At 37.3% G+C, this 20,752-nt stretch carries 17 protein-coding genes and 1 pseudogene; 13 read left to right on the top strand and 5 right to left on the bottom strand.

Going from position 1 to position 20,752, the window contains the following annotated elements; genetic code table 11:
• Positions 1-56 precede the first annotated feature (56 nt).
• The 9 genes from IIC38_02670 to IIC38_02630 all read left to right on the top strand — a co-directional run bounded on the left by IIC38_02670 (position 57) and on the right by IIC38_02630 (position 8,606).
• On the top strand, positions 57-1,100 hold the full coding sequence (locus tag IIC38_02670) for a hypothetical protein (protein MCH8124851.1): 1,044 nt from the start codon (positions 57-59) through the stop codon (positions 1,098-1,100).
• Between the two features lie 94 nt (positions 1,101-1,194).
• Positions 1,195-1,716, top strand: a complete 522-nt coding sequence (locus tag IIC38_02665) for a hypothetical protein (protein ID MCH8124850.1) — start codon at positions 1,195-1,197, stop codon at positions 1,714-1,716.
• 41 nt (positions 1,717-1,757) lie between these two features.
• Positions 1,758-2,432, top strand: a complete 675-nt coding sequence (locus IIC38_02660; protein MCH8124849.1) for a tetratricopeptide repeat protein — start codon at positions 1,758-1,760, stop codon at positions 2,430-2,432.
• Between the two features lie 98 nt (positions 2,433-2,530).
• Positions 2,531-5,257: a tetratricopeptide repeat protein gene (locus tag IIC38_02655; GenBank protein MCH8124848.1), complete on the top strand. Its 2,727-nt coding sequence runs from the start codon at positions 2,531-2,533 to the stop codon at positions 5,255-5,257.
• Between the two features lie 7 nt (positions 5,258-5,264).
• A complete protein-coding gene (locus IIC38_02650) occupies positions 5,265-5,600 on the top strand; it encodes a hypothetical protein (protein ID MCH8124847.1) in 336 nt (111 codons plus the stop codon).
• Between the two features lie 26 nt (positions 5,601-5,626).
• On the top strand, positions 5,627-6,292 hold the full coding sequence (locus IIC38_02645; protein MCH8124846.1) for a MotA/TolQ/ExbB proton channel family protein: 666 nt from the start codon (positions 5,627-5,629) through the stop codon (positions 6,290-6,292).
• On the top strand, positions 6,261-6,719 hold the full coding sequence (locus tag IIC38_02640) for a biopolymer transporter ExbD (protein MCH8124845.1): 459 nt from the start codon (positions 6,261-6,263) through the stop codon (positions 6,717-6,719). Before IIC38_02645 ends, IIC38_02640 begins: the two co-directional genes overlap by 32 nt.
• Positions 6,720-6,721: 2 nt before the next feature.
• Complete coding sequence (locus IIC38_02635) at positions 6,722-7,246, top strand: biopolymer transporter ExbD (protein ID MCH8124844.1); 525 nt, start codon at positions 6,722-6,724, stop codon at positions 7,244-7,246.
• Positions 7,247-7,262: 16 nt separating this feature from the next.
• Positions 7,263-8,606 (top strand): energy transducer TonB, encoded by a 1,344-nt coding sequence (locus IIC38_02630; GenBank protein MCH8124843.1) that lies wholly within the window; start codon positions 7,263-7,265, stop codon positions 8,604-8,606.
• Positions 8,607-8,610: 4 nt separating this feature from the next.
• On the opposite strand, the gene IIC38_02625 is transcribed toward IIC38_02630, so the two are convergent.
• Together IIC38_02625 and IIC38_02620 are read right to left on the bottom strand one after the other, a co-directional pair.
• Positions 8,611-9,975: a GWxTD domain-containing protein gene (locus tag IIC38_02625; GenBank protein MCH8124842.1), complete on the bottom strand. Its 1,365-nt coding sequence runs from the start codon at positions 9,973-9,975 to the stop codon at positions 8,611-8,613.
• A 14-nt stretch (positions 9,976-9,989) separates the two neighbouring features.
• Positions 9,990-12,167, bottom strand: a complete 2,178-nt coding sequence (locus IIC38_02620) for a GWxTD domain-containing protein (protein MCH8124841.1) — start codon at positions 12,165-12,167, stop codon at positions 9,990-9,992.
• A gap of 341 nt (positions 12,168-12,508) precedes the next feature.
• Between IIC38_02620 and IIC38_02615 the strand changes: the two genes are divergently transcribed.
• The 4 genes from IIC38_02615 to amrA all read left to right on the top strand — a co-directional run bounded on the left by IIC38_02615 (position 12,509) and on the right by amrA (position 15,719).
• Entirely contained in the window at positions 12,509-13,291 is a 783-nt protein-coding gene (locus IIC38_02615; protein ID MCH8124840.1) for a fumarylacetoacetate hydrolase family protein, read from the top strand.
• An 81-nt stretch (positions 13,292-13,372) separates the two neighbouring features.
• Positions 13,373-14,116, top strand: a complete 744-nt coding sequence (rlmB, locus tag IIC38_02610; protein MCH8124839.1) for a 23S rRNA (guanosine(2251)-2'-O)-methyltransferase RlmB — start codon at positions 13,373-13,375, stop codon at positions 14,114-14,116.
• A gap of 94 nt (positions 14,117-14,210) precedes the next feature.
• Positions 14,211-15,047 (top strand): AmmeMemoRadiSam system protein B, encoded by an 837-nt coding sequence (gene amrB, locus IIC38_02605; protein ID MCH8124838.1) that lies wholly within the window; start codon positions 14,211-14,213, stop codon positions 15,045-15,047.
• 102 nt (positions 15,048-15,149) lie between these two features.
• On the top strand, positions 15,150-15,719 hold the full coding sequence (gene amrA / locus IIC38_02600) for an AmmeMemoRadiSam system protein A (GenBank protein ID MCH8124837.1): 570 nt from the start codon (positions 15,150-15,152) through the stop codon (positions 15,717-15,719).
• Between the two features lie 349 nt (positions 15,720-16,068).
• On the opposite strand, the pseudogene IIC38_02595 reads toward amrA, so the two are convergent.
• The 3 genes and pseudogenes from IIC38_02595 to IIC38_02585 form a co-directional block, all read right to left on the bottom strand.
• Positions 16,069-17,068, bottom strand: a pseudogene (locus tag IIC38_02595) (isocitrate/isopropylmalate dehydrogenase family protein).
• 496 nt (positions 17,069-17,564) lie between these two features.
• Complete coding sequence (locus IIC38_02590) at positions 17,565-18,479, bottom strand: TIGR01777 family protein (protein ID MCH8124836.1); 915 nt, start codon at positions 18,477-18,479, stop codon at positions 17,565-17,567.
• Between the two features lie 43 nt (positions 18,480-18,522).
• Positions 18,523-20,466 carry a T9SS type A sorting domain-containing protein gene (locus IIC38_02585; protein MCH8124835.1) on the bottom strand — a complete coding sequence of 648 codons (1,944 nt, stop codon included), beginning with the start codon at positions 20,464-20,466 and terminating at the stop codon, positions 18,523-18,525.
• Between the last annotated feature and the right edge of the window lie 286 nt (positions 20,467-20,752).

Below are 20,752 nucleotides of genomic sequence, written 5' to 3'. Positions count from 1 at the left end.
GTTTTAATTGTTTTGCTTGAATTGTATTACAATGATCCCTATTAAGATGTAACCATATGAACAAACAGATATCTCTATTACTTAAAACTGTAGCTTTTCTACTGCTTTTAGCAGCCGTCTCACATGCTCAAATGTCACTTCAGGGTGGGCGTGGTCTACTTCGGATTCAGGATGGTGGAATTTCCGAAACCGGCGATCTTTACTTGTCTGCATTTGGGTCGACATTTTTTGAAAAACCTACCGGTAGCAGTTCGTTAGCCAAAAATTACCATCTCACTTTAAATTTTACATACGGCTTAAGTCATTTTCTGGAGATTTACGGAAGGTTGGTTCCATACCAGGATGATCAAAGTCACATATGGGGTCCAATCGGTGATACTGAGTTGGGATTTAAGTTAAGGGTGCCATTTGGTAGTGAACGAAATGTACGCTTGAGTCTGAGAAACTATTTTATTTTACCGACAGGTGTAAACCATAATCTTGAATACGAACCATATACTTCTGGTAAATTTGGTTGGAGTCCGGGAGCAACGTTTTCCCTAAATTTGGAAGATAATTTTTTTGTCCCGTTAAAACTTTACTTAAATGGCGGATATATAGACAGAGATCTCGGGAATAGCATTTTCAGCGCCAGGGATGACCAAATTTATTTGGGTGTCGGATTAAAAGTCTTGGTTAGAAATACAATATTCTTTTGGGAATATTACACGGAACAATTCTCCAATCGTAAGGAAAAAATTGAGTTCAAGGAAAACTACCAGGTTTCGACGCTGGGATTCTCATTTCTAGGCCCTTACAATTTAATATTGACTACGGCATTTGATATTAGTCTTGCAAAACCAACGGAAAGAACTTTTTTTGTTGATAAAAAATTAGCAGATTGGAAAATTTGGATCGGTATTACTAAGTATATTCCTTTGAAAAAAATGTTTAATGAAATTTCCGATCGTAAACGTCGGGAAAATGAATTAAAAGAAGAGTTGAAGAAACAACAAATGATTAAACAAAAACGCACGGAAGCCGATGAAGAATTAAAGAAAATGCAGGAAGAATTGAAAAAAAAGAAAAAGAATAAAGACAAAAAGAATAATGGCCAATAACCGTGCAAAACTAATTGTTACACTAAGTTGTTTATTTACAGTTCTTTTTAGTTTTTTATTACTAGCCCAGGATATTTCTAATCAAGACAGACTTTTGCAGGAAAGAGCTGCAAAAAGATTGCTTGACCAGGCGATTAGTTTCAGGGATAAGGGTGAGCTCAACAAAGCCGCCAAGGAATTAATTATCATCACAGATTATTATTCAGCTTTTAGTCAAATCGATGTTGTTTTTGTGGAGCTAGGCAATGTTTTAACTGATATGGAATTGTCTTCTGCTGCCAGCCGTATCTTTAGGCATGTCATGAACAATTATGGCAAAAGCAGCTTAGTTCCCAATGCACTCTATGGACTCGAAAGGATTAATTTCTTACAAGATAAGTACGACCGTTCTCTGGAATTTTATAACCGTCTGGAAGAATCATTTCCTAGCGCTGATGTTGGTAGCGGGAAATATTACTATGCCGGGCAAAGTTTTCTAGCATTAGATAAACCAGATAAAGCAATAATAGCTTTTGAGAAAATAGAAATGAACAGTGAATTTCAAGCATATGGTCTTTACTCAAAAGCAATGGCTAAGCTTAAAAAAAAAATGTTCAACAGGCTCTTGATGATTTAAAAGATATTCTCCGGCTGCCAAAGCTCTACACAAAATGGGAGTTGCTGACTCAAAGAAGTAATTTAGTAATAGGACTTACGTATTTTGAATTAGGCGATTACGATGTTTCAATAAACTATTTAAAGAGTGTTAATACGGATAATGAAAATTATCCCCAGGCTTTGATGGGGTTGGGATGGTGCTATATAAAGAAGCAGCAATTTCAATATGTCATTTCTCCTCTTGAAAAATTTGTGAAAAAATTCCCGGCTCATCATCTAATCCCTGAAGTTTTCTTATTGCTTGGCCAGGCTCATTTGAAAATTCGACTATATGAGAAAGCAGTCGATTATTTCAATAATTTGTTAAATATGTTTCCGAAATCTTACGATAATGTCAATATAAATAAAGAGATAGAAAATTCACTCAAACCATTTAAGGAGAGGCTCGAGAAGCAACAGCTAGATCTATTACTAGTAGAGATCGATCTTTTGGATGCTTTTCAAATTGTTTCTAAGAAGTGGATACCGAAATTTATGCTTGAAGAAATCGAAGCAGTAAAAAACCATAGTTCAAAATTGATAGACCAGATCAACAGTGAGAAAGCCAAAATCGATGATATGCTGCAACTCATTGAACAACTAAGGCTCAAACTTGAAGTCCGTACCAAGGATTGGCGAACCTACGCTGAATATGGCATTTCAAGGGCTTTATTTTTAAAGGGGCAGAACCGATGATCAAAGCTCGTATTCTAATTTTCATTTTTGTTTTTTCAGCCTTATTTATCCCATTAAGTTTTGCCCAAGAGAGTAGGACTCAATCCCTGGAAGAATTAATGGAAGAAATTCGAAATCATGAAGAATTGATTTTGAAATATCCCAATAGTGAATATTCTCCCCGGTTATATTTTCAACTTTCCGATCTTTTCATTCGTAAGGCAAGATTGAATTTTGAAGTAGCTATGATTTCGTATGAGTCTCATTTAGAAGAGTATAAAAATGATAAAACAATCGACAAGCCGATCCTTCCGGTAATCAATAATATACATGCAATTACGATATTAGAAAAACTTCTAACAAAATATCCGACCTCCGGTTTTAATGATAAAACCACATACCGATTAGCTTTCTTCTATCAGGAGAGAGGCGATGAAGAGAAAAGCCGGGAGTATTTTGAAGCGTTAATTAAGAATTATCCATTAAGCAATCTCTATCCTGAAGCTTATTTTCGATTGGGGGAGCATTATTTTGCCAAAAACAATAATGAAAAAGCAATTTCTTATTATAAGCGGTTGGTTAATGCTGATATGTGGCGTAATCCGTTTTATGACATGTCTCTTTACAAGCTTGGCTGGTCCTATTACCGAATCAACCAGTATCCGGAAGCAATTAGTTCTTTTATGCTTTTGTTGAAAGATCTAAGAACATTAGAGCGCATTCAAACACAAAAACTGGATCTTGCTACCTCTGATTTAAAAAATGAAGCGATTACTTATATAGCCGTTAGTTTTACTGAATATGCGGAACCTGAAGATGCTTTCGAATTTCTGAATTCATTTTCAGATAGTTCCTATAAATATCAAATATTAGAAAAATTAGCCAGTGTTTATTTACAGTTTAGCTTGCTGGATGAGGCAATTAAAACCTATAATCACTTAAATGCTGAATTTCCCAAAAATCCAAATACTCCAGTCTTCTCACAGAAAATAATTGAAATATATGAAAGGAAATTGGATTTCCCCCTGGCAAATAGTATGCGGGGGGAACTGATAGATTATTACAAGCCGGGTAGTGCATGGTTTACTGCTCAAGAGGATTCGGTAATTAAAAAAGAAGCATTGTCTCTTATTAGAAACGCTCTTTATTCCAAAGGTGTTTACCATCAACAGCAAGCGAGAGAAAAAGTAGACAAAGCATTAAATTACCGGCTTGCCATTGATCAACACAAATATTTTTTAGCCCTATTTCCACAGGATTCGTTAGCCTACAAAATAAATTATTACCTGGCTGATGCATACTATTCCACAGGGAATTTCGAAGAAGCTGGTAACGAATACAAAAATTGTTACAAGACTTATCCGGAAAATGAATTTAGCGAGAAAGCAGCTTTCAATTGTATTATGAGCTATAATAAAGCGCTTGAAAGTAAAAGGGATTCTGAGCTTATACCGGTTACCCTAAATCGATTTTTAGACAGCGACTCGCTTGTTACAATACAAGTTGGAAATAGTCCAACCAAAGAATTTCTATTGGGTTGTCATGAGTATGCTGAACGATATCCACAGGGAGATAGAGTCGTGGAAGTACTAATGAAAGAAGCTGAAGTACTAAGCAAAATTCAATACCCTCACTTCGCTCGCCTTATTTACCAAAAAATTATTGTAGGGCATCCGAATCATCCACAGAAATCAATGGCAATGATTTTGGTTGCACAATCATTTTTCCAAGAAGAAAACTATAAAAAAGCTGAAAAGTGGTATGGCGCCGTTGCATCAGGTTTTTCAGATTCTCTTAAACTTGTTGACAGGGCAAGAACTATGATGTCCACTTCAGTTTTCAAAATCGCTGAAAATTACAAAAAGAATGGTGAGTTCGCTTTAGCAGCAGAGAAGTTTCGAAACATTGCTCTAAAATATCCGGCAACACAAATAACCAAGAATGCTTTAATCGCAGCCGGACAAATGTTTGAAACTAGCGGTGAAACTGTCAAATCAGCGGAGTTATTTGAGATTTTTATTAAAGAGAATCCTAATTCGGAAATAACGACCCTTTGCGCTTTGTATGCTGCTAAGTATCGTGAAAAAATTGGCGATTGGATCAATGCAGCTGAAGATTATCTAATCGCCAAACATTCAACATCCGGGTTGCCGGCATCCGCTTCTCTTTTTTCTGCCGGTATTTGTTATACAAAAGCAAGAAATTGGAACTTTTCGATAAATATTTTTGAAGAATATGTACAAATTGGAGAAGATCAAAATCGAGTGCTTGAAGCTCAATGCCGGGTTGGACTAGCATGGTTTGAATTGGAACAATTAAAGAATGCCAAATCTGCATTTGAATTGACTGTCAACAAGTATAAATCAATTAAAGACCAATCCAAATTAAATGCGTATTTTCCTGCCAATGCACAATTTATGCTGGCAGAATTAAGTTTGATTGAATTTTCAAGAATCGATCTCACACCGCCATTTAAAAAAAGTTTAAATAATAAATCCATTTCCCTAAAATCGGTGCTAAAAGCATATTCTGATGCAGCTAAATTTAGAATTTTCGAATGGACGACAGCATCTTCTTTTAAAATCGGGAAAGTTTTTGAAGAATTTGCAAATGCCATACTGGTTTCAACGCTTCCTGAAAACCTTGCTGATCAGGAAATCATCACATATGAATCTCAGTTGCAGAAACTGGCTCGCCCTTTTCAGAAAAAAGCATTGGAAGCACATCAATCGAATGTTAAACAGGCAAAAACCAATAACCTGGAAAACTCCTGGACCGAGTTAAGCAAGGAACAAATTGTTTTAATAAATAATACTTTAAACAACAATAAAGTGAATAATCCATAGAGGCACTATGAAATTAATTTTAACTTTTGGATGTGTTCTTTTATTTACTGTTTTTATGACAACATCTGTAAACGCTCAAACTGTTCCTGACTCTGTAAAGACAAAGACTGTTCAGGACTCAACAACAAAAAAACGGTCATTAAAGATGCTTTTGGAACAAATTGAAATACAAGGCTGGGTGGAGAAACCGCAAATGGTATATGTTATTCCCGGCTTAAATCCTGAAATTGATGACATCATTTTAGATAGATCGTTTCTTATTGAAATTTTACGTCCTTTACGAAAAGATAGATTTGAAAAACAAAAAGTCTCAAGAAGAAAAAGAACAGTAATCCCGTGGTGAATTTGAAATAATTTAGGAGAATTAATTTGGACACAATCGTCTCATTTTTTCAACAGGGTGGAATATTTATGTACCTGATTTTAGCGATGGGATTGTTTGGTTTAACAATTACCATCGAACGAATAATAGTCATCATGATTAAGAATAAAGTAGATTCATTATCTTTGGTAAACCAGGTGGTGAATCATATTAAAGAAGGAAATATTGATTCGGCAAAGATGTTATGCGACCAATCAAAAGCAGCCCTTCCACAAATCATTAGTGCAGGCCTGGCTCAAAGTACGGAAGGCTTGGTGGAAGTCCAAGATGCAATCGAATTAAAAGCAATGTCTGTAATCCCACGGTTAGAAAAAAGGACAGGCTATTTGTCCATGATTGCAAATGTGGCCACTTTGGTCGGTTTGCTCGGAACCATCTGGGGATTGATCACTTCCTTTCAAGCTGTGGCACATGCGGATGCGGCGCAAAAAGCCACGCTACTTTCAAGTGGAATCTCATTGGCCTTGAATACAACTGCTTTTGGGTTAATTGTAGCAATTCCTTGTATGCTTGTTTTCACATTTCTTTATGAGAGAACCAATGAATTGATAGACGATATCAATGAAAATACTGCCAGAGTTTACCAATTTTTAGCCAGAACATTCAAATCAAAGAATATAAATGAACCTAAAGAAAGTACTTGGGAAAAATAGAAAAAGTCGTGACGTTGAGTTAAACGTCACACCGGTGATGAATATATTTGTAATCCTTATCCCTTTTCTGCTCCTCACGGCAACATTTGTAAAAATTGCCATAATTGAATTGACATTACCCACACTGGAAATTATAGAAGATACCAATCCGGAAGACCTTAAGGATTTAACTCTTTTGATGGTTACCATTAATCCTGAAGGATTCGAAATCAAAACTTCGGAAAACAATTTTCCTAAAGTTCTGAATACATCTGATGGATTTGATTTTAAAAAACTTGCCGAACAGCTCGAAGATATCAAACTACAATATCCGAAATTGGAGGATGTATTGATTTCACCAGCTGATGATATTCAATACCAGGTAATTATCAAAGTATTGGATAGTTGCCGTGATGTTGGATTCCCTAATTTTGCAATCACAGGATAAATATGTATAACCTGGTTCAATCTGACGATTCTCTGCATCATCATTCGTTCACCCTGAAACCGCGAAGAAAACACTACACTTTTACGCTTCGTCTGACATCCATGATCGATGTTTTTACGATTCTTCTAATATTTCTTTTGAAGAACTTTTCAACCGACGGCCAGATTATGTCAACTTCAAATGATATTATCCTCCCTGTGTCGACCGCTACGAAAGTTCCCTCAGCCTCTTCGATTATCTTGATCAGTTCCGAATGGATTATGGTAGATGGCAGGCCTTTGGAATCAATAAATAAAATTACAAACGATAAGACACTTTTGTTGAATAACCTTTATGAGGATTTAAAAGCCAAGCGTATCCTGACTGAAAGCGTGGCGAATTTGGATGATCGCATGGCTTTCCGGGGTGAAATAACGGTGCAGGGTGATGAAAATATTCCTTTTCTAATCCTTAAACGAGTAATGTATACCTGCGGACAGGTGGGTTACAATAATATTTTATTGGCAGTCACATCAAGTACTGAATAACATCAACCTGATAACTATGTCGAAACAATCGAAAATTCTTAGAATAAAAGTGGAAAACTTAGGGAGCGTTCGGATTTATACCCTGGAGAAAAAGAAACGTTTCACATTAGGTTATGATCCAAAGAATTCCATTCAAATATTTGGTTCTGGAGTCCCAAAAAGATTTGATCTCATTTCAGGGAAAGAGAATATTTATTACCTTAAAGTTCAGGAAAATACAGTAGGAGAAATCGTTATTGGGGATTCTTCATTGTCTATCCGGGATTTAATCAAACACAATTTTCTCAAACAGGTTAAAGATGGTTATTTACTCGAACTTACCGATGAGAAAAAAGCTTCACTAACGATTTATGATCATAGTTTTCAATTCGGTTTTGATGGCAAAGCTGAAGTTGGGAACGAAGTTGTAGAATATTGGAAGTTTAGAAGAAGAATCATTCAGAGGTTTACTTCAGACTGGCTTTATAAATCGATTCTGGTAACCTCACTGTTTTTTGGATTTTCTTTTAGTTATTATGTGTATGGGCTACCCTATGTAGAAAGCAACACGATTAATCTTGAATCCTACACCAGGTATGTAGCAAAGGTAATTATTCGGCAGCCACAAAAAGAGGAAGTTAAACTATCCCAATCGCGGCAGGACTTCAATCAACCTTCTAACGAAACTTCCTCCACAAAGAAAGAAACAGATAACGAAACCGAATCGTCACCTCCCGCGGCCAAATCAACATCACCTGTAAAACCGGCAGTTACCAAAAGGGGACTGTTGGGTTTAATCGGGGGAAAAGGAACGAGCGACAATCCCGGGGTGGTTATCGAATCTTTAATGGGCAAAGGATTGATTCAAGAAATCAACGATATTTTGAATAGCGGACAGAACCTTGTGATTGAGCTGCCATCTTTAGATGATCTTGGCGATTTGGGTCAACTAATCCCAGAATCCGAATTGGAAGTGGATAATCTAATTTCCGAAATGCAGGTAGATGAAAAAATTGTGTTGAAAGATAAGGGAGAAGTAGAGCTTCAAAGTTTGGATGAAATTCAGGTAGGTGAATCCGGTCTTGGATATCGGGATGAAAAATCACTGTTGGATGTTCTAAATTCCTACAAGGGAAGGATCACATTTACTTATAACAAATACTTAAAACAATTTCCGAGATTAAGAGGCAAGGTTATCCTGGAGATTACAGTCAATGCCGAAGGCCTAGTAACTCTTTGTAAAGTTATTTCGTCTACACTTGGTAATTCCGAACTTGAAAATGAGCTTGTGGCATTGATAAAAGATTTTCAATTTAAACCCGTTGCCGAAGGTGATGTAACCTTTCAAAATCCTTTTGTGTTTTTCAGACAAGGCACCTAATAAGCTACCCTCTTGATAATAATTCATATTCCCCTTTTTCAGGTTTAAAAACAAAGACAAATCTCATTTTTAGACTTGGGTTTTCATATACCCAAATTTCATGTTGGTAGTCCTCATTTTCGATGGAAGGATGAAAAATCTCCGTGGGTGGTCCATTCAAAATGTAAATTCTTCCCTGGTCGGTTTGCCAACCCTGTTTTCCACTAAGAAGGCTGTGAAAATTTTGATTTGCAAATCTTACCCTATGAATAAATTCTTCTTTTAATTCATTTTTTTCAGTTAAAGGTGAAGGATCTCGTTCATTCCAAAATTCTACGATCAATGAATCTCTTTGGCTTTCTTCAAATGAATTAATGTACTCAAATTCATTTTTACTTAAAATATGCTGCAAAGGAGCGGCAATATTAATGTCACTGGTGTCCTCAACGTTTTCACTTATTTTTTTTCTAAAATAAATTCGAATTTCTTTACTTTTCTCCTCTATTCCCCTTGAAACTAAAATATTTAATATGTAAAGACCAGGTTGTTGTTCAGACGGATCAAATTGAATCGTGTTGTGAAATTGGTCCTGTTGTGTTGAAAAAAAAGATTTATTGCTCTTCCAAACAATCTCCTGCTTTGTATTTTTCAGTTGATATCGAACATTCAAAGAATCTAGTCCTGCTTGCTGATAAAATTCGTTAAACACTTTGAAAGGAGATTTTGCCCGGTAGTGGACTTTATCTCCGATTAGAACCGGTGATAAAAGTCGGGAATTTAGAATGAGTTGAGCAATATTAGATTTCGGATGAACTTCAGTTAACGGTTCAATTTGAAAGAGGCGATCCTCCGTTAAATCGGATGTCACTAATGGATCGCTGATTTCTAATGGATTTTCAAATAAGTCTAGAATCTCAAATTCCTTTTTCCGGGTTAACGATTTTCTGATATCTAAATCTGTCAGTTCTAACAGTAATTGATATTCTCCCGGTAGTAAATCAATGGCATAATAGTATAGATGAACATTGGTACGTGAATTTGTCTCTTTGAAATTATCGACAGAAATACTTTTCCGAAAAGTTTTGTCGGATATTAACTGGTTTTTAGATTCGGTTATCGTGAATGTTATTTCAAAGTTTGCCACGTACAATGAATCCGATTCCTTAACAAATTGAAGGAGATCATTCACAATTGATACGATGATTGATAAGTGTGAAGAATCACCTTGCGTTGCGGCAAATTGGTAAAGGTCATAGTTGAAATACAAACTTCGATTTACCTGGAATTGCCGTAATTGATTTTCTACATCTTTTAAATTCTGTGCGTTGGTGATTTGAATCAAACTGCAAAGAATAAGGAATGAGAACAAAATGCGCATAATATTACCCATATTAAGAGCTCCAATTAAATAATTTCTAAACTCGTTGTAGACTTTCGGGTCTGATTAGATATTTTATCGAATACTGTAACGGAAAGTTCAATAACCCCCAGGGGCATTTTACCAACATCCAATGAAATATATTCCTTTTCAACAGATGAATTCCCTTGCCGCTCATATGTTGAAGTTACGCTTGGTTTTTTGTCTCCGCCAAATATTTTTCCAATTGATCTGAAAAACTTTTTAACTCCACCCTCTTTTCTCGTTAAGGATTTAACTGTATAATCAATTGTATATTGAGTTTCACCATCAGCATTTTTTCTCAAATTATAGATTTCATAATAAATAATTATTGGTTTTGTCCTGTCAAGTTTTGAAAAGGTGTATGGCAAAACCCATAAATTGTCTTTATAAAACCTGCCTTTTTTTTGTGCTTTTTCTACCTTTGCAGCCAATTCAATATCACTAATGAGCAGGGAATCTAGATTAAAGTTTTTTATGGGCACATTCAAATTACCAATCCCAAGCATATTTCCTTCGGGATTTTTTAATTCTATAACAACCCTATAGGATTTATTTGGAGCCAGGTTAAATATTGCCTCATCGATGCTGGCTACATCTTTAATTTGATCCAGGGAGGTACCGAGTAATTTTATTTCATTTTTTTGTTGATCCACTCTTGAATAAAATTCATCGAATATCCCGACATTACTATGAATAGTCGCCAAATATTCATTTTCTTTGCTTTGTTTGATGCCCAGGTTTTCACCCATGATCGTGTGATAAACTTCAAGCTTGGTTTTACCTTCATCGCCACGAAATTGAGCATATCGGACAGTAAATGGCAGCGGCTCTGCTTTATAATCATAATTAAAAACTTCTGACGGAGCTTTATCAGCCGCATTTGTTTTTTCGATAGTAAAATCCATCAAATCTGTTGAACGGGTGCTCGCGCTAAATTTGTTATAAACCCCACCTAAATCAGGAGCTCGTTCGCTGTATAATTGGGTCGCTAACAATTGTTTAAAACTATAAGGAACTCCCGCTTTTGAAGCTACTGTCAAATCTTGAACCAATTGATAATGGGCGCCAAATTGAACAAAATCGAAGACTAAGCCCCTGCGTATGCTTTTTTGGTAAGACCAGGATTCGTTATCTTTTACATCTGCGGTTGACATGCTTGAAGTATATCGGACATCCGGTTTACCATACTTCACATAAATCCTTCCACGGTCATCATAATAGGGCGGCACGGTATACGAAAAGACAAGACGTGCATGTTGCACCCGGCGAAAATGTTCGGAATATCGCTCATTCTCCTCGGTGAACGGTGTGGGGTCTCTTCTTTTCCAGAATTTCTGAAAAAACAATCCTCTCTTTTTGTTAGGAAGGCTTTCAAATTCTTCTTTTTCAGCCTTGTTTGAAAGATCTTCGATTTCCAGAAAGAGAGACTGTAACATTTCTTTATCTTTCAATCTTACAATCCCCTGCATGAACAAACGGCTGGCGCTCTCGGTTTTTCCCATTTCATTATGAATATCCGACATTCTTATAAATGGCCTTGCATCTTCCGGATGTTGACCGGAATAAAAATTTAAATTCCGAATTGCTTCCTGAAACTTCTTCAGTTTGTACAAAGCAATTGCCAACTCATAATGTGTCTCATAATAATCGGGTTTTAAAGTCAACAAGGTATTATAGGTTTCTATGGCTTTGTTATAATTTGAATCACCGCCTTTTGCAACATATGCTCTGCCAAGAAAATAACGGGCTTCCCAATAGTCCTCCTTTTGTTTTACTGCCTGTTCAAACTCTCGGATCGCTTTGGAATGGTTGTCTTGCTTAAAAAGTTCTTTTAATCTTTCAAACGGGATAAGCGAACTCTCGCCTTTATACAAATGGATTCGCCCTTTCCAGAACTTTGTTTCCGGGTTATTCTTATCGATTTTATCAGAAAGATTGATCCAGAATCCAGCCGAATCCATATCTTCCAACTGGAAATATAGGCTGCTTATTTGATTCAGGATCTGTTGATCGCCTAGGTTATTAATGGTTTTTAATTTATAATCTCGAATAAGTTGCCGGATGGAATCTTTCTGGATTCTTGTTAGAGGAATGTCAAATGAATATACTTGCAAGGGAAAAAATGTTACTAAAGATAAAAACAGGAGGAACGAATGTTTAATTCGATTAATAGAGTCCACTTTGAATACCTTGAGTGTTGATTAGCATTTTATTTATTTACAAATTTATAGAAGCTGTTTAGTAAAGGCAAATTTAATAATGAAATTAGCCTAATATACTAAAAGGATGATCAAAATAAGTCTTGAATAATTTACAATGTTTCTTTAGTTTTAACACATTCCCGACTGAGTAAATCCAAATTCATCTACTCATCAATATTTATTAAATTAGAAGATAGCTTATGAAGCTTTATCAATTATCCTCATCAGACCAGTTTATTATCGCCGTTGAAATTGATCGAGGGCTAATCAATTTTACCGATGCATTCCAAGTGTATAATTTCATTAAAAAGAAACGTATGATGGTGAAGTTGAGTTCCATTCAAGACTTAATTTCTTTGCCGGATTTTTCGGATGAGCTTATTCTTCGAGTTTTTGATTACCTTGAAACTCATAATTTGTGGGATCAGTTTGTTATTAAAGATGAATTTTCAATTAGGGCTCCCTTATCTAATCCCGGGAAAATAATATGTGTTGGCTTAAATTACCTGGCCCATGCAGCCGAAGGCGGGCATGCAGTACCCGATGAACCATTATTCTTTGGAAAAGTCGGATCGATTGTTATTGGTCCGGAAGAAGTAATTCATATTCCGCCGGGTGTTGGGCGAGTTGATCATGAATTGGAATTGGCTGTTATTATTAGTAAAAAAGCTTACCGGGTGAAGCAGGATGATTTTGAAAATTATATTGCGGGTTATACGGTTTTCAATGATATCACGGCAAGGGAAAAACAAAGAGACTTTAAGAAAGCCGGGCAGCCATGGTTCCTGTCTAAAAACATGGATACTTTTGCCCCTATGGGACCATGCATGGTTACACCCAAAGAATTAAGTTTTCCTTTTGATCTGGATTTAGAGCTTACAATAAACGGTGAAATCAAACAAAAATCGAATACCGGTCAAATGATCGTCAAAATACCTCAATTGATCCAATCTATTACCCAGTACCTCACACTCTATCCCGGAGATGTAATTTCTACAGGTACAGCGGAAGGGATTAGTCCGTTGAAGGATGGTGATCTGATAGAAGCTTCAATCGAAAAGATTGGTGTTTTGCGTAACACCGTTGAAGAAATTCATATTTAAATGAATTTTAATTTTTTAACTATTGAATTAACAGCTATTCAACCGATTCGATGGATTACGGATGAAAGAGATATTTCCTGAGTGAGTGAACATATTATCTATGGGGTACATTCTATTAAGTCCGCCCTTGATTCTAACCAAACCCTGGAAAAAATTTTAATTTCCATTACGGTACAAAAAAGTAAAATTTCCGAAATAATCGCTATCGCAAAACAACAAAAAATTGTCGTTCAGTTTGTTCCTTTTGAAGCAATTGCGAAAAAAGCAAAAACTGTAAAGCACCAGGGCATTTTGGCTTACATTAGCCCGGTATCATTATTAACCCTGGATGAGCTTTTGACAAAAATAAAACTTCAAAAATCCACCCCGATCATTGCTTTATTGGATGGCATTGAAGATCCACACAATGTGGGGGCCATAATTCGTTCTGCAGAGGCGGCGGGGCTTTCCGGATTAGTCTTGCCACAAAGGCGATCTGCACCATTGTCTCCTGTGGTCAGCAGCACTTCCGCAGGAGCGATTCATCACCTGCCGATAGCACGAGTGACTAACCTAACGCAGTCAATAAAGAGTTTAAAAAAACATGGCTTTTGGATTATTGGCAGCGATGAAAAAGTATCCAAAACCATTTGGGAATTGGACTCAAATTATCCAATGGCAATTGTAATTGGAAGTGAAGGGAAAGGCATACGCCGGCTGGTAAAAGAAAGCTGCGATTTCCTGGTTAAAATTCCGATGTTTGGCAAAACCTCGTCTCTGAATGCCTCTGTAGCTGCGGGATTGCTTTTTTACGAAGCGCGTCGAAGACTACAAAATCAGGAATAAAAATTTATAATTTCTTTTGCAGAAGGAAGAATTATTGAGTACTGTTTAACAGTAATATTAAAAGCAAATTTTAATTGTTTTACTAATAAAAAGAATGCTAACTGATTTCAACAAAACTCGACCCCCTGCCGTTGCCGGTATGTTTTATCCCGACGATCCTACCGAGCTAAAGCAACAAATTGATTTTTATTTAAACAACCTGGAGAAAAAACCTATAATTGGAGAATTAATGGCGATTGTTGTACCTCATGCCGGGTATATGTATTCAGGCCAGGTTGCTGCAGCGGCATATATTCATCTATTGGATCAAGAATTTGATTACGTCGTTATAATCGCCCCAAGCCACAGGGAATATTTTAAAGGTATTTCCGTTTTACCAGCTCTCGGTTATTCAACGCCTTTAAGAGATGTAAAAATTGCTACAAGCTACTGCGAACGACTAATCGAACAAAATGATAATATAATAGCTTCGTGGGAAGGCCACAATGAAGAACATGCCCTGGAAGTTCAACTTCCGTTCATCCAGAGAGTTTTGGGTGATTTTGAGCTAATTCCAATTATTATGGGCGATCAAACTTTTGATAATTGTATTCTTCTCGGTGAAGCGCTGGTGAAAGTCTTTCGGCATCAAAAAACATTAATCGTTGCCAGCTCTGATCTTTCCCATTATTATCCTGCACTTGATGCTGAAATCAAAGACAAAAAAGTAGTCACGCGTATAAATGCTTTTGATTACGAAGGTCTCTGGGATGATATTGAATCTCAATCCAGTGAAGCTTGTGGAGCAGGGCCTATAGTGGCGGCTATGTATACAGCAAAAAAAAGGGGCGCTAATAAATCTGAAGTTCTTCTTTATCAACATTCCGGAAATATCACTGGAGACCATTCCGCTGTGGTAGGTTATCTTTCTGCGGCGATTCATAAAGGATAACCTAAATACCATTTTTTGTTTCCTTGCAGTAATGGTAAAGAAATTGTTGAATTTTAAGAAAAAAAATCATGTAGTAACTTGCCTTAAAAGGGTTCTATATTCATGCGCCTGACCCTTGAAGAGATGATAGAACTTTTAGATCTTGCACATGGCTCAATCGCAGCTAAATGTGAAAACACAGAATTTGTTTTCGAGGTACCAGAATCCGAAACTTTTCATCAAAAAGCTGGGGTGTTTGTCTCGTTATACAACCAAGATCAGCTTGCAGGGTGTATCGGATTTATAGAGTCAGAAAATTATTTATATAATTCTATAGTACAAGCGGCAGAATCTGCCGCCTTTAAAGATCCGCGTTTTCGTAATATTCGAAAAAAAGATTTACCGACTCTGAAGATTGAAATCTCCGTTTTATCTCCCTTGGAGCTAGTCGAAGGTTCGAAGGACATTGAGATTGGGAAACATGGGATTTACCTCAAAACCAAACTACAGCAAGGCTTGCTTTTACCACAAGTGGCGCCCCGATTTCATTGGAATGCAGAAACTTTTCTCGACCAAACTTGCATCAAAGCTGACCTTCCTGTTGGCGCATGGAAAGAATCGGGAACGAATATCTATCGATTCTCTGCAGAAATATTTAGCGACGACGACGTTTCTTCCGGCCAAACCAACTAATTTCCACCTAAAATTTAACTATAGGATAATCAGATCAATTCAAATGGCTGCTTCCTAAGCTTTTTAGTTATGCGAGATCTTATAAATCTATCCTAAACGAAGTTAATTAACTCAAATCTGTGGATAGCGCATTTCTTATAAGTTAAGTTATAAACAGATCATAAATAACCTCGTAGAGGTTTTATTTTTGTAGATATGGGGTTGATCAAGGTTTTCAAATCCTCGTAGAGGATTAATAATTAATTAAGGATCATGGATAGTTTATGTATCGTAATTATTCTTCAAAAATAGGCCTAGCTTTAAGACCATCCTTTCCATCTTTATGATGACCCTTTTTAAAAGATGGTTTTTATAGATGTTCGATCAAAGCTTGTGTAAACTCTGTAGTCGTTCCGGAGCCACCCAGGTCAGGAGTTAATGAAATCCCCTTATTGATCACTTGATTAACGGCTTTTTCTATTCTATTCGCAGCATCTTCTTCACCGAGGTAATTTAACATTAAAGCCCCGCTTAGAATTAAGGCCGTCGGATTGGCTAAATTCTTTCCGGCGATATCGGGCGCGGAGCCATGTACAGCTTCAAAAACTGCATATTTTTCACCAATGTTAGCGCTGGGCGCCATTCCCATACCACCGATTAATCCGCTGGTTAAATCCGAAATAATATCGCCGAATAAATTTTCCATAACCAGCACATCAAATTTGCTGGGATCCAGCACTAATCCCATTGCAGTCGCATCGACAATTGTTTCATCATATTCAATATCCGGAAATTCCCTGGCAACCTTTCGGGCGACCTCAAGAAATAAGCCATCACTCAATTTTAAAATATTTGCTTTATGAACAGCCGTTACTTTTTTCCTCTTGTATTTTTGAGCTGTTTCAAAAGCAAATCGAACAATCCGATCGGATCCGGCTTCCGTAATGATACGAAGACTTTCGACGACGCCGGGAATAACAATGTGCTCAAGCCCGCTGTACAAGCCTTCCGTATTTTCACGAACTACAATTAGATCTACATCTTTGATAGCGAGATGGAATGCCATTTACTGTTTTGGCGCGGCGAAAATTTGCATACAAATCCAATGTTTTACGGAGTCCCACATTCACTGATTTAAACCCGGAACCGATTGGCGTCGCGGTCGGCCCTTTAAGTGCAATTTTATTTTTAACAATAGATTCCACAGTTTCCCGAGGCAATGCCTTATTATATCGATTCATGATATCTGCACCTGCCTCTTGAATTTCCCAATTAATATCCACCCCAACGGCTTCGATTACTTGTTGCGCAGCTTCACTGACTTCCCTTCCAATTCCGTCACCGAGAATCAGGGTTATCGTTGTTGCCATTTATTGAGTTCCTCATAAAAATTTTGTGAACATAATAAGAGTAACAGAAAAACCGACTTTCTATGATTTAAGAGAAAGTTGGTTATTTTATTCGACAAAGTTAGAAAATAATTAATGAGAAATCCAATAGATTTAGTTAGAAAATTATAACCTTTTCACAAGCCAAGATTGATTAAACATGGAGGTCTCAGACACGAAGGAAATATTGTGGAAACCACTTCGTTAATTTCCGCAACGATCTAATTTAGGAAAGTTTTTTAGTTTGTACAACAAATTATTTATTGCAAATTATCATTGTAGATTGATGGTTAAATTCAGGTTTGCTCAAGTGTACTTACTTAGACTATAACAGTGAATGTCCCGATAGGGACAAAATATTAATAGCGAATGACTTTACCTCAAAAAAAAATAAAAATCCCCTCGGGACAAAATAGAAAAACCATTGACAAAATAAATATATCAATTACAGGTCTGCTGAAATAAAATGGCTGATTAATTAGTGTAGTATCGAATTCAACGCCTTGCCAACTTCCCCGAATTGAAAAGAAAAACCGGCATCCAAAAGCCTTTTAGGAATTACTTTTTGGTTAGTCAGGATGGTTTCATCTGCCATTTCTCCCATTATTCCTTTCAGCAAAAAAGCCGGAACCGGCAACCATGATGGACGTCTCATGGCTTTACCAAGATGCTTACAGAAATTCCGCATGGTTTCCGGGTTTGGTGCGGTTAGATTGTAAATCCCAGAAAACTGATCTTCTTCTAAAATCCGGAGAATAATATTGACCTCATCTTCGAGGTGGATCCAGGAAAGCCATTGCCTGCCACTGCCAGAAGGCCCGCCGACAAAAAATCGAAAAGGCAGCATTAACTTTGGCAGTACTCCACCCCCGGAACCCAGAACAAGCCCTGTACGAATACAAACTCGGCGAACCCCAAGCTCTTCGACATCTTTTGTTGAATTTTCCCATTCCTGTGTGAGCGCCGCCAAAAAACCTTCGCCCGTTGAAGAATTTTCGGTAAGTTCCTCATCTTCTCTTGAACCATAATATCCAATCGCAGAAGCCTGCACCAAAACCTTTGGCTTTTGTTTTGCATCTCTTATTGCATTGCTAACAGCCAGACCTGCATTTAACCGGCTTTGCAGCAATTCTTCTTTTACCGATTTGGTCCATAAACTTTTACCGATATTCCGTCCGGAAAGATTGACGATTGCATCTGTTTTATCTACATAAGTTTGCCAACCGGTTGTGGACTTGCCATCCCACTCAACAGTGATTACTTGCGGATCGAAAATCTTTTTGGCACTTTTGAGATTTCTTGTGAGAGCAATCACTTCATGAGAATGAAGGAGAAGACGTTCTGTGAGAGCACGACCAATGAAACCTGTTGCACCTGTGATGATTACACGCATTAGCGATTTTAACTCCAAATACTCAACACTAATTCCCGATATTTCATTCCAATAGTAGCATTTTACGGGTTAGTACCTTGCCGCCTGCACGCAATCTGGCGAAATAGATTCCGGATGGCCAATTTTCAGCATTTATTTGGACACGATAACGGCCAGCCGGCTTTTGTTGATTGAACGCGGTTGTCATGAATTGGCCGGCGAGATTATAAATATTTAATTTAACGGGTCCATCAGTAGCTAACTCGAATTCCAGGGTAGTCGTGGGATTAAAAGGATTGGGGTAATTTTGCAAAAGAGCAAAATCTGTTGGTATTGCAAGGATCACTTCTATCTCATCGGAATACATGAAGGAGCCATTGTTGTCAATTTGTTTGAGTCGGTAAAAGTATTTCCCTCCCGAAACTTCAAAATCCGTAAAAGAATAATCATGTGGCTGGGTAATGGTTCCTTGCCCTGGAATAAAAGCGATGTCAATATAAGAAACACTTTCGGATTTCCTTTGCAATTCAAACCCAATGTTATTGGTTTCGCTCACCGTGCGCCAATGGAGTTGGATATCTCGTTTGGATGCAATAGCGTAAAAATCGGCAAGCTCAACCGCCAGGGGTATTTGTTCGGTTATACTATTCACTACCGGTGGACTCGCAACATTGGCTTGTAAAGTTTCGCCAAGTTCCATGGGTGTAGCTAAAAATGAGCCCGAGCTTTTAGACAAAACAATATTTTCAATAGGGGGCAAAAAGTAAGTCGTTAACCCAAGAATAAACGACCCGGTAATGTTGTTTCCGCTAATTAATATCCCGGAATCGCCCTGGGTTCTTGTATCGCCGATTCCTACCACACCATCCATTCTTCCACCGGTAAAGCTATCCCAAAAATAGAGTTCCTGGCTATCGCCGATATCAGATACAAAGTTTATATTTAGCACTGTCCCTGGCGCCCCGGTTACCATCATCCAATTATAACCAGGCACAACAAGTGTCCTGTCTATGCCAGTGTTGGTGCCAATCCCATCGATAAGATTTGCTGTTTGCTGGCTTGAATTGAAGAAATTATAAAAATACATGCCAATTGAATTGATACCGTAATCGTTTGATGTCCGCATTGATTTAATCTTAGGATTAACATCGATTGGAGCATCATCAAATTTTAGCGGAATTTCAAAAACGCCTCGCATGCAATACGGGTAAAAATCAATTGGGAATTCATAAGGGCCCAGTTCGATGGGAATAGTAATGAATCCAAATGTCACCTTTAGTTCAATTTTAACAACCATGTTGCGACGGAACCGGACTTTCGAATTAAAAAATGGCAGAATTTCCTGCATCTTAATATTATCTTCATTAATAGGAATCTTACCAATGTCACTATCAACCAATATCCGAACTTTGAAGCGATCGAGGATATCTACATTCGTACCCCCGCCCATTTCCGTAATCGTATAATTTGTGGGTAATCCAAAACCCGGATCAAAACCGACTTCATAATATTTGGATAAGACTTTGTCATTCTCCGCATCATAAGCCATGTAATCTTCAAAAACAAAATCATCTATAGATGCAGAATGGTAAAGGTAAACCCATCCCTTCTGGTTGCGCAGCGTGTCAACTACTTCGATGCAAATTCGGGTCAGATCGGTATCTTGCCGCCATAAATCAACCGGAACTTTGTCTCCCAATGACTTCAACATAAAAACTATTTCTTCATTTGAATCCAATATCCCATCATCCACTTCATGATAGGAGCCGGTGGTATTGTTGCGTTCATCGATTTGAAATGGAACAATCCGCCAGGCAGCCAAGTCCGCATCGTAGGCATAAAGGAAAAGTTGAGAAATGGAAAGCCCCCACAAGGCCTGCATGGAATTAGCTTTTACAACGATGGGTTCAAACTTTCTGTTAAGCAAGTCTTTGGGGATTATATCTGCATACGATGCGGCAGTAAAGGATAGGATGAAAACCAAAAATAGCAATTTTTTGTATTTCATAAATCGGCTCTTTTCATAATGATGCATGCTTTTGGTCGAAGTTCATCCGGGAATTACAATTAGGCTGTCATAAAAACGCATATTTTGCACTAAATATCCTTTTTATTTTGCCTTTGACGTAATGTAAACAATTCCGAAGAGTTCATCAAATTATATATAAGGATATAAGATGATTAGCTTTTTGCCGCAAACAAAGGTTGGCATTATGAAGGTGGTCTGTTTGTTATATGTGATGATAAATACTTTCAGAGTTTATCTGAATAAACAAGGAAGAATCAGCAAAGAA

Source organism: candidate division KSB1 bacterium, from assembly GCA_022566355.1.
Lineage (GTDB): Bacteria > Zhuqueibacterota > JdFR-76 > JdFR-76 > DREG01 > JADFJB01.
This window is presented reverse-complemented; position numbering and strand designations above follow the sequence as displayed.